Source organism: Variovorax sp. P4_D9 (assembly GCF_056401695.1).
Window position 1 is genome coordinate 1 of record NZ_JBFUIU010000369.1, and the last position, 8,839, is coordinate 8,839.

An 8,839-nucleotide genomic window follows, 5' to 3' on the forward strand; every position below is an offset into this window, starting at 1 on the left:
GCTGAAGCTCAGGCTCCGTCCGGGGGCCCGTAGACGCCCGCGTCCAGCAGCGCCTTCGAGCCGAGATCGGCCCCGTTCCAGCGCGTGAAGGACCCACTGGACGTGCCGCCGTCCACTGGCAGCACGGCCCCATTGACGAACGCAGCCGCATCCGACAGCAGGAAGAGCGTCGGGCCGGCCTGCTCCTCCGCAGTGGCCAGGCGGCCCAAGGGCACGCGGTCGACCATCGCATGCTGCACGTGGTCGGCCGGCAGGTTCTGCCGCACCAGCGGTGTGTCGACCACGCCGGGAGCGATCGAATTGACGCGCACGCCCCGATTGCCCCACTCGATGGCCAGCGCGCGGGTCAGCCCGATCACGCCGTGCTTGGAGGCGCTGTAATGGCTGCGGCCGGCGTGGCCGCCGAGGCCGTCGATCGAGGAGATCGTGACGATGGAACCGCGCCTGCGCTTCAGCATGCTGCGTCCTACCGGCTGCACCGAGCGGAACATGCCGGTGAGGTTGACGTCCATGCAGCGCAGCCACACTTCGTCGCTCATGTCCTCGGCGCGCGAGGGCGTGGAGACGCCGGCACAGGCCACCATGCCGTCGATGGGGCCGAGAGCGGCTTCGATGCGCTCCACCGCCTTGCTGCAGGCGGCGGCATCGCGGACGTCGAGGGTCAGCGCCAGCGTTTGCGCGCCTTCCTTGCGCAGCGCGCCGGCGACCTCCTCCGCCCGGTCACCGACCGCGTCGGCCACGGCGACCTTCATGCCGCCGCGCGCAGCCAGGGTGGCGATGGCACGGCCTATGCCGGAACCGCCGCCGGTGACGTAGAGCACACGGCCCTGCAAACCGAAATCGATCATGGGTTGTTCTCCTGGGGTGTTCAAGGAATGAGGACGACCGAGCCGGTGGTGCGGCCGGCTTCGACGGCGCGGTGCGCATCCGCGGCGTCCTTCAAGGGATAGGTGGCGCAGATCTCGACTTCGAGCTGGCCGCTTCGCACCATGCCGAACAGCTCGTCGCACGCTTGCTGCCGCGTCTCGGTGGTGTTGGCGTACCAGCCAAAACCAGGGCGATGCAGCACCAGGCAGCCCTTCTGCGCCAGCAGGATTAGCGGGAAAGGCTGGACCGGGCCGGAGGCGTTGCCGTAGTTGACGAGCGCGCCGAAGGGCCGCACGACATCGAAGGAACGCACGAAGGTGTCCTTGCCAACGCCGTCGTACACCGCGGCCACGCCATCGGGCGCAATCTTGCGGGTCTCCGCGACGAAGTCGTCCTCGCGGTACAGGATGGTGTGGTCGCACCCATGGGCGCGTGCGAATCCGGCCTTGGCCTTCGAGCCGACGGTACCGATCACGTTCGCGCCGAGCGCATGGCACCACTGCGCAAGCAGGCTGCCGACGCCGCTGGCCGCCGCATGGATCAAGACCGTGTCACCGGGACCGGGGCGGAAGCACCGGTGGACGATCACGGCCGCGGTCAGCCCCTTGAGCAGCAGCGCAGCGGCCTGCAGGTCACTGATGTCGTCCGGCAGCCGCACCAGGCAGCCGGCGGCCACGTTGCGCTGCTGCGCATAGGCGCCGGTGTTCTCGAAGAACAGGCCGCCGGTGCCGACGTAGGCTACGCGCTCGCCCACCTGGAAGCCGGACACGCCGGCGCCCAGGCTCTCGACGACCCCCGCGGCTTCATTGCCGAGCGTGATGGGAAATTTCGTGCCCTCGGTGACGTAGAAGCCACCGCTGCGCACGTTGATGTCCGAGAAGTTGAGGCCGATGGCGGTGTGCCGGATGCGCACCTCGCCAGGCCCCGGCGGGGTCACTTCGACGTCGACCCACTCGAGGACTTCGGGGCCGCCGTTGGCGTAGACGTGGATGGCCTTCAAGTGTGTTCCTTCGCTCAGAGGGACAGGACGATCTTCCCGAAGTGCGCGTTGCCGCGCATGCGCTCGAAGGCCGCCGCCGCCTGCCCCATCGGATAGACCTTGTCGATCGGCAGGCGCAGCCGGCGGTCGGCCACGGCGGCCGACAGGTCGGCTGCCATGCGGGCCGTGAGCTCGCGGATTTCCTCCACCGAACGGGTGCGGAAGGTGACGCCGGTGTAGGTGATGCGCCGCAGCGCGTGCAGTTGGAAGTCGAACGGACCCTCGCCGCCGCCGAGGCGGCCGACGTTGACGATGCGGCCCAGCACGGCCGCGGCCTGCATCGTGCGATTGAAGTCCGGGCCCGTGATCTGGTCGACGATGACGTCCACGCCCTTGCCGCCGGTAGTGGCGACGACCTGCTCTACCCAGGCGGGGTCGCGCGAATCGACGGCCAAGTCGGCGCCGAACTCGGCCAGCTTCGCCCGCCGTTCGGCGTTGGTCGAGGTGCCGATCACCCTGCCGGCGCCGAGCAGCTTCGCGACTTGCAAGCCCATCAGGCCGACGCCGGAGCTGGCGCCATGGATCATCACGGTCTCGCCGCGCGCCAGCTTGCCGTGTGTGGCGATGGCGTTGTGCATGGTCTGCAGCGCCAGCATCAGGATAGTGGCTTCCTCGAACGGAATGCCGTCAGGGATCTTCACCGCGCGGCCGAAATCGGTGACGGCCTGTTCGGCAAAGGCGCCGGCGCCGGTGCACATCACCCGGTCACCCAGCTCGTGGTTGCGCACTTCGCTGCCCAGGGCGATGACCTCGCCGGCCCATTCCATGCCGAGTGGCTTGCCGTCCTTGGCGGCGACGCCGGCCAGGTCCGCGCGGTTCAGGCTGGCCGCCTTGACCTGGACCAGGATCTCGTTGGGCTTGGGGACCGGTGACTGCACTTCGCGCAGCTGCGCGCCTTCGGGCGTGGAAAGGATCGCTTGCATGGACTGAAGGTTAGGCAGGGCCGGGGAATTCGTCTGCCCCCCCTTGGAGGGACCGGACCGACCTACTCCGCCCGCGCCGCCGCCAGAAGGCGATCCCCGAACAAGGTGGACCACTCCTGTGGCGTCAGTTTGGCCCGAGCTTGCATGTACTTGGCCCTGTCATCGCCCTGCATGATGGCCCCTCGGGCTGCGGCCACCGCGGGCCGCTGTTCGATGCGCGCTATCCACTGCGCCAGCGCTGGGAAGTCGTCGCTGGCGATACCGATGGAACGGACGCCCGCAGCCCATGGAAAACTCGCGATGTCGGCCATGCTGTATTCGTCCGCGATGTATTCGCGCTGCTCCAGCCGCCGGTCCAGGACCGTCAGCAGTCGCTGCGCATCGCGCAGGTAGCGCTCCACCGCGTAGTCCTGGCCCTCCGGCGCGTAGCTCAAGCGGCCCGCCTTCTCCGCCAGGTACAGCAGGATGGCGCCGGACTCGAACACGGCCAGCGGCTCGCCCCCATCCGGCGGCGCGTGGTCGACGATTGCCGGCAGCTTGGCATTGGGATTGATGCAATTCCGGCGCCTGGTGCGAGCCGCCGAACATGTCGTGCTTGACCAGCCGGTAGGGCAGGCCCAGCTCCTCCAGCGCGATCGCGACCTTCAGGTTGTTGCCGCTAGGGACGTAGTGAAGGTCGATCACGTTTCAGCGCTCGATCGAGATCAGCTCCGTCATCGGCTTCCAGGACTTGCCGTCGAACTTGGCCAGCCGGGCCTGGCGGATCGGGTAGTAATCGTCCTGGCGGAAATTGACCTTCATGCCGGGCAGCAGCATGCCCAACTCCACGTCCTTCAGGCCCTGGATCTGCTTCAGCAGGTTCTCGCCGTCAGGTTATCGCCGCAGCGCTCCAGCGCCAGCGCCACCAGCTGCGCGCCCATGTAGGTGTAGACGGAAGTCGTGTCACCGGGGTTTTCGGCCGGCAGGTACTTCTTGAAGAAGGCCAGGTAGTCCTGCATCGCCTTGTCGTTCGTCCACATGGGGTCCGACGGCGTCTTGAACCAGTAGCTGGAAACCAGACCCACGGAGTTGTCCAGGCCGGCCGGCTCGAGCACGCCGGTGATCGAGCTGGAGACGTAAGGCACGATGTAGAAGGGCTTCCAACCGATGGCCGCCACCTTCTTGATGGCCTGGGCCTGCGCCTTGTTGGAGGTGAACACCACCAGCGTGTCGGCGCCCGACGCCTGCAGTTGCAGGATCTGGGTGTCGACCGTCGGGTCAGACATTTCCTGGCTGACTTCCTTCACGATGTTGGACTGCTTGGCGCCCAACGCGGCACGGAAGCCGCGGATGTAGGACTTGCCGACATCGTCGTTCTGGTAAAGCACGCCGATCTTGGCATTCGGCCGTGACTCGACGATGTACTTGCCGTAGATCGAGCCCTCGATGTCGTAGGCGAAGGAGAACGGCACCGTCCACGGCGTCGCCTTCGAGTCGTGCAGGTTCGGGCTGGACGCATAGAACAGCAGCTGCGGCACGTGCTTCGCGTTCAGGTACTTCTGCACCGAGGTCTGGGCCGCGGTGCCCATGGAATTGACCATCGCCAGCACCTGGTCGGACTCAACCAGCTTGCGCGTGACTTCCACCGTCTTCGGCGGGCTGTAGGCGTCGTCCACCGACAGCAGGTTGATCTTCCGTCCGTTCACGCCGCCCTTGGTCTCGTTCAGCATCTTGAAGTAGGCGACCGACATGCGGCCGACCATCGAGTAGGCCGAGCCCGGACCGCTGTAGGCCACGGTCTGGCCGAGCTTGATCTCGGTGTCGCTGACGCCCGGGCCGTAGGCCTTCTGGGCCTGGGCGGGAACGGCGGCCGCGAACGCGGTGCCGGCCAGCAGGGCAATGAGGGATAGGCGCATCTTGTCTCCTGGTGTCTGAGGGGAAGGTCAGGGAGTAGTAAACCAAGGGGAGCGAAGTGCGTCTGTCCCCATTCCGTGGGACTGCGTCCCCGGCGGGGGGACAGACGCAGTACCGCGTGCGGCCTAGATTCACCCATCCCCCGAGCCTGGAGCCTACCCGCATGACCAACGCCGCCGAAGTCGCACTGCGCGAAGCGCCCGTGCTGGACATCGATCCCTATGCGATCGAGGTGCTGCGCGACCCATATCCCTTCCACGAAGCCCTGCGCGAAGCCGGTCCCGTCGCCTTCATCAAGCCGCATGGCGTGTATGCCGTCGGGCGGCACGCCGAGGCCAAGGTGGTGCTGTCGGAATACGCCCGATTCACCAATGCCGCCGGCATCGGCATCCAGGACATTCGCAAGCCGGGCGACTTCCGCATCCCCAGCCGGCTGCTGGAAGCGGACCCGCCGGACCACACGAAGATCCGCACGGTCGTCACGCGCATCCTTTCACCGCTTGTGATCCGCAAGTGGAAGGAAGGGTTCGAGCGCAAGGCCGAAGCGCTGGTGGACCAATTGCTGGAACAGCGCGAGTTCGACGGCGTCGAGGACTGCGCCGAGCGCTTCGTGCTGGAGGCGTTCCCGGCCTCCGTCGGCGTGCGGCTGCCGCGCACCGAGACACTCGCCATCGGCGCGATGCGCTTCAACCAGAGCGGCCCGAAGAACGCGCTGTTCGAGAAGGCGATGCAGGAAGCCCAGCCCTACCTGGCCTGGTTCGAGGAAAGCGTGTCGCGCGGCGGTGTGCTGCCGGACTCGCTGGCCGAGATGCTGTTCAAGGCGGAGGATGCCGGAGACCTGGACGAAGGCGTGGCCTCCAACGTTGTGCGCAGCTTCGTCGGCGGCGGCACCGATTCAACGATCGCCGGCATCGGCTTCACGTTGCACCAGCTCGCGAAGAACCCGGACCAGTGGCAACGCGTGCGCAGCGACCCGGCCAAGGTGAAGGTGGCCTTCGAGGAAGGCATCCGCCACGAAACGCCGTTCCAGGTCACCTACCGGGCGACCGTAGCCGAGACCGAGCTCTCGGGCATCCGGCTGGACGGCGGCGTCAAGGTCGGGGTGTTCCTGGGCGCAGCGAATCGCGACCCGCGCAAGTTCGAGAACGCGGACCGCTACGACGTCGATCGCGTTCAGCTGGCGGGCAACCACGTCGCACTGGGCACCGGCATCCACGCCTGCATCGGCCAGATGGTCGCGCGGCTGGAAGCCGAGGCACTGATCGGCGCCCTGGCTCGCAAGGTCGCCACGCTGGAGCTGACCGCGTCGGCGAGCTATCGCCCGATCAACCAGATGCGGATGCTGGACAAGCTGCCCATGCGCATCCGGCCCGCGTGATGCGCGCGGCCTGGTACACCCGCCAGGGTGCGGCGGCCGAGGTCCTGCAGGTCGGCGAGCGACCGAAACCGGAGCCCGGGCCGGGCGAGGTGTGTGTTCGGCTACGTACCTCCGGCGTGAACCCTTCCGACTGGAAGACCCGCCAGGGCGGCGGCAATCGCCGCATGGTGGCGCCCCTCGTCATCCCGCACAGCGACGGCGCCGGCGACATCGACTCCGTGGGGATCGGCGTTCCTGCCAGCCGCATCGGCGAGCGGGCCTGGATCTGGAACGGGCAATGGCAACGCCCCTTCGGCACCGCCGCCGAATACATCGCCCTCCCCGCGGCACAGGCCGTGCCGATGTCGCCTGGCATGACCTACGACGAAGGCGCCTGCCTGGGCATTCCGGCATTCACTGCCATGCAGGCCGTGCGCGTGGCCGGCGCAGCGCCCGGCCAGCAGGTGCTGGTGCAGGGCGGTGCGGGATCGGTCGGGCACTACGCGATCCAGATGGCCAAGGCGCGCGGCGCAACCGTGATCGCCACCGTCAGCAACACACGCAAGGCGGAGCACGCACGTGCCGCCGGCGCCGACCATCTGGTGAACTACAAAGAGGAAGACGTCGCCGCGCGGGTGGCGGCACTGACCAGCGGCGCTGGCGTGGACACCGTGATCGAAGTCGACCTGGCGGCCAACGCCATCCACTATCCGCAGCTATTGCGGGCCCATGGTCGGGTGGTTGTCTACGGCACATCTGGCCTACAGGCCACGTTGCCCGCCGTGATGCTGATGCAAAAGAGCGTGTCGCTGCAGTTTTTCATGGTCTACAACCTCACGCCGTCCAACCGGGCCGACTGCCTTCGGGAACTCTGCGACATGCTGACCGCCGGCCGGCTGCGCCACACCATCGGCCTCCGACTGCCGCTGGACCAGGTGGTGCGCGCCCACGAAGCGGTGGAGCAGGCAACCGTGCTGGGCAATGTGGTCCTTGAAGTCGCCTAGGAGGCAAGGCTTCCGCGAAGGCCACGTCATGTCCCAATCCGGTCCGTCGCAAATCAAATGAAGGAAAGCACAAGATGTTCGATTTGAAGGGGAAGGCTGCGCTCGTCACGGGTGGAAGTTCCGGAATCGGTGCCGCGATCGCTCAGCGCCTGGTTCGTGCCGGCGCAAGGGTTCTTGTCACCGACATCGCCGACCGGCATGGCGAGGTCGACACCCTGGGCTGTGATTTCTTTCGAGCCGACGTCAGCGACCCCGGCCAGGTCGCCGCCATGCTCGACCATGCTGTCCGCATTTATGGGGAGCTCGACATACTGGTGAACAACGCCGGCACGCCGCTCCAGACCAGCCTCGCCGCAAGCGGCGGGGAAGAGGCGCACACCAGCTGGCGCGTTCTGGCGCTAGGGCCGCTGTTCGGCATGCGCGAGGGCGCGACCCGGATGAAGGCGGGAGCCTCCATCATCACCACGGCATCGGTGGCAGGCGCACTCGGCATGCCGGGTCTCATGGACTACTCCATGGCCAAGGCGGCTGCCATCGCCGCCACGCGGGCGGCCGCCATTGAACTGGGCCCGCTCGGAATCCGCGTGAACTGCATCTGCCCCGGCATCATTGCCAGCAGCGGTGCACGCGAGCGCGCTTCCCGGATCGGCAAGATGGCGGCGTCCGTCACTCCACTGGGACGCTCCGGCACACCCGAATAGGTCGCCGCCATGGCGCATTTCCTGGCCAGCGACGATGCGAGTTATGTCACGGGACAGGCGTTTTTCGTCGATGGCGGATGGTCCGCGGGAGTCACCGCTGCCACCGTCGCGTGGGCATCCGCCACTGAGGCATGAACCTGCGCGCCTCACTACCCCGTCTTTCACAACACCCAGGATCCCCATGACGCGTGGGGCCAGCAGGACTGGAAGCCACAGGGCACCATCAAGATCATCGTGGCTTCAGCGCCCGGTGGCGCCACCGACATCTTTGCTCGCACAATTGCTGAACCACTCGCTGCACGCCTCGCGCGGCCCGTCATCGTTGACAACAAGCCAGGCGCCTCGGGGCTGATCGGTACAGCTTTCGCTCACCGAGCGACGGATGGCTTGACGTTCTTCACCGGATCATCGGACAACATCACGCTGGCTCCCCACGTCCATCAGAAGATTGACCACGATGCTATGGCGATGATTCCCGTCGCACCGCTTGGGACGATCGACGTGGCGTTCTCTGTCCGCGGCGACCTGCCGGTCACGACGCTGAGCGAGTTCATCGCCTATGCAAAAGTGAACAATCTGAACTATGCGCATTGGGGTACGGGTGCGCTCGGGCATGTCATGGTGGAAGCATTCAAGGTCAAGGCGGGCATCCGGGACATGCAGGGCATTCCGTATCCCGGCAGCGCGCCGGGTATCCAGGCGCTTATCGCTGGACAGGTGGACGCCATGCCCGTGCCGCTGAACCAGGCCATCTCTTACAGGAAGCAGCTGAAAGTTCTGGCGAATTTTGGCAGCAAGCGCTTCGATCGTCTGCCCGATGTGCCGACGATGCGGGAAGCAGGCGTCGATTTCTCGCTCGGCTCCTGGTTGGGCATCTTCGCGCCGCCGGGAACTGCCCCTGCCATCGTCAGTACACTACATGCAGTCATTTCCGAAATCACGGCAACCCCAGCCTACCTGCAGAAGCTGACCGACAGCGGCATGCTGTCGCAGCGCTACGAGTCGCCGGCCGCCTACGCACGCTTCATCCGGGCCAACTACGAGGAGATGGGTGC

Annotated in this window: 9 protein-coding genes and 1 pseudogene; 4 read left to right on the plus strand and 6 right to left on the minus strand. The window is 66.8% G+C overall.

The window, feature by feature from the left end; translation table 11 throughout:
- Window positions 1-8: 8 nt before the first annotated feature.
- The 6 genes from AC1DY5_RS31245 to AC1DY5_RS31270 all read right to left on the minus strand — a co-directional run bounded on the left by AC1DY5_RS31245 (window position 9) and on the right by AC1DY5_RS31270 (window position 4,724).
- The gene (locus tag AC1DY5_RS31245) at window positions 9-848 is read right to left on the minus strand and encodes an SDR family NAD(P)-dependent oxidoreductase (RefSeq protein WP_478117777.1); all 840 of its coding nucleotides are present in this window, start codon (window positions 846-848) and stop codon (window positions 9-11) included.
- 20 nt (window positions 849-868) lie between these two features.
- Window positions 869-1,867, minus strand: coding sequence for a quinone oxidoreductase family protein (locus AC1DY5_RS31250; protein ID WP_478117779.1), 999 nt, complete (start codon window positions 1,865-1,867; stop codon window positions 869-871).
- Between the two features lie 14 nt (window positions 1,868-1,881).
- The gene (locus tag AC1DY5_RS31255) at window positions 1,882-2,829 is read right to left on the minus strand and encodes a quinone oxidoreductase family protein (protein WP_478117781.1); all 948 of its coding nucleotides are present in this window, start codon (window positions 2,827-2,829) and stop codon (window positions 1,882-1,884) included.
- A gap of 62 nt (window positions 2,830-2,891) precedes the next feature.
- Window positions 2,892-3,314 carry a glutathione binding-like protein gene (locus AC1DY5_RS31260; protein WP_478117782.1) on the minus strand — a complete coding sequence of 141 codons (423 nt, stop codon included), beginning with the start codon at window positions 3,312-3,314 and terminating at the stop codon, window positions 2,892-2,894.
- A 202-nt stretch (window positions 3,315-3,516) separates the two neighbouring features.
- Window positions 3,517-3,645 (minus strand): hypothetical protein, encoded by a 129-nt coding sequence (locus AC1DY5_RS31265; protein WP_478117784.1) that lies wholly within the window; start codon window positions 3,643-3,645, stop codon window positions 3,517-3,519.
- Between the two features lie 35 nt (window positions 3,646-3,680).
- Window positions 3,681-4,724: an ABC transporter substrate-binding protein gene (locus AC1DY5_RS31270; protein WP_478117786.1), complete on the minus strand. Its 1,044-nt coding sequence runs from the start codon at window positions 4,722-4,724 to the stop codon at window positions 3,681-3,683.
- A 161-nt stretch (window positions 4,725-4,885) separates the two neighbouring features.
- Between AC1DY5_RS31270 and AC1DY5_RS31275 the strand changes: the two genes are divergently transcribed.
- The 4 genes and pseudogenes from AC1DY5_RS31275 to AC1DY5_RS31290 all read left to right on the plus strand — a co-directional run.
- Window positions 4,886-6,100, plus strand: coding sequence for a cytochrome P450 (locus AC1DY5_RS31275; RefSeq protein WP_478117788.1), 1,215 nt, complete (start codon window positions 4,886-4,888; stop codon window positions 6,098-6,100).
- Window positions 6,100-7,083 carry an NADPH:quinone reductase gene (locus AC1DY5_RS31280; protein WP_478117790.1) on the plus strand — a complete coding sequence of 328 codons (984 nt, stop codon included), beginning with the start codon at window positions 6,100-6,102 and terminating at the stop codon, window positions 7,081-7,083. Before AC1DY5_RS31275 ends, AC1DY5_RS31280 begins: the two co-directional genes overlap by 1 nt.
- Before the next feature lie 74 nt (window positions 7,084-7,157).
- Window positions 7,158-7,919, plus strand: a pseudogene (locus tag AC1DY5_RS31285) (SDR family NAD(P)-dependent oxidoreductase).
- Window positions 7,920-8,018: 99 nt separating this feature from the next.
- Window positions 8,019-8,839, plus strand: an 821-nt coding sequence (locus AC1DY5_RS31290; RefSeq protein ID WP_478117791.1) for a tripartite tricarboxylate transporter substrate binding protein, incomplete at its 3' end; no start/stop codon positions are given.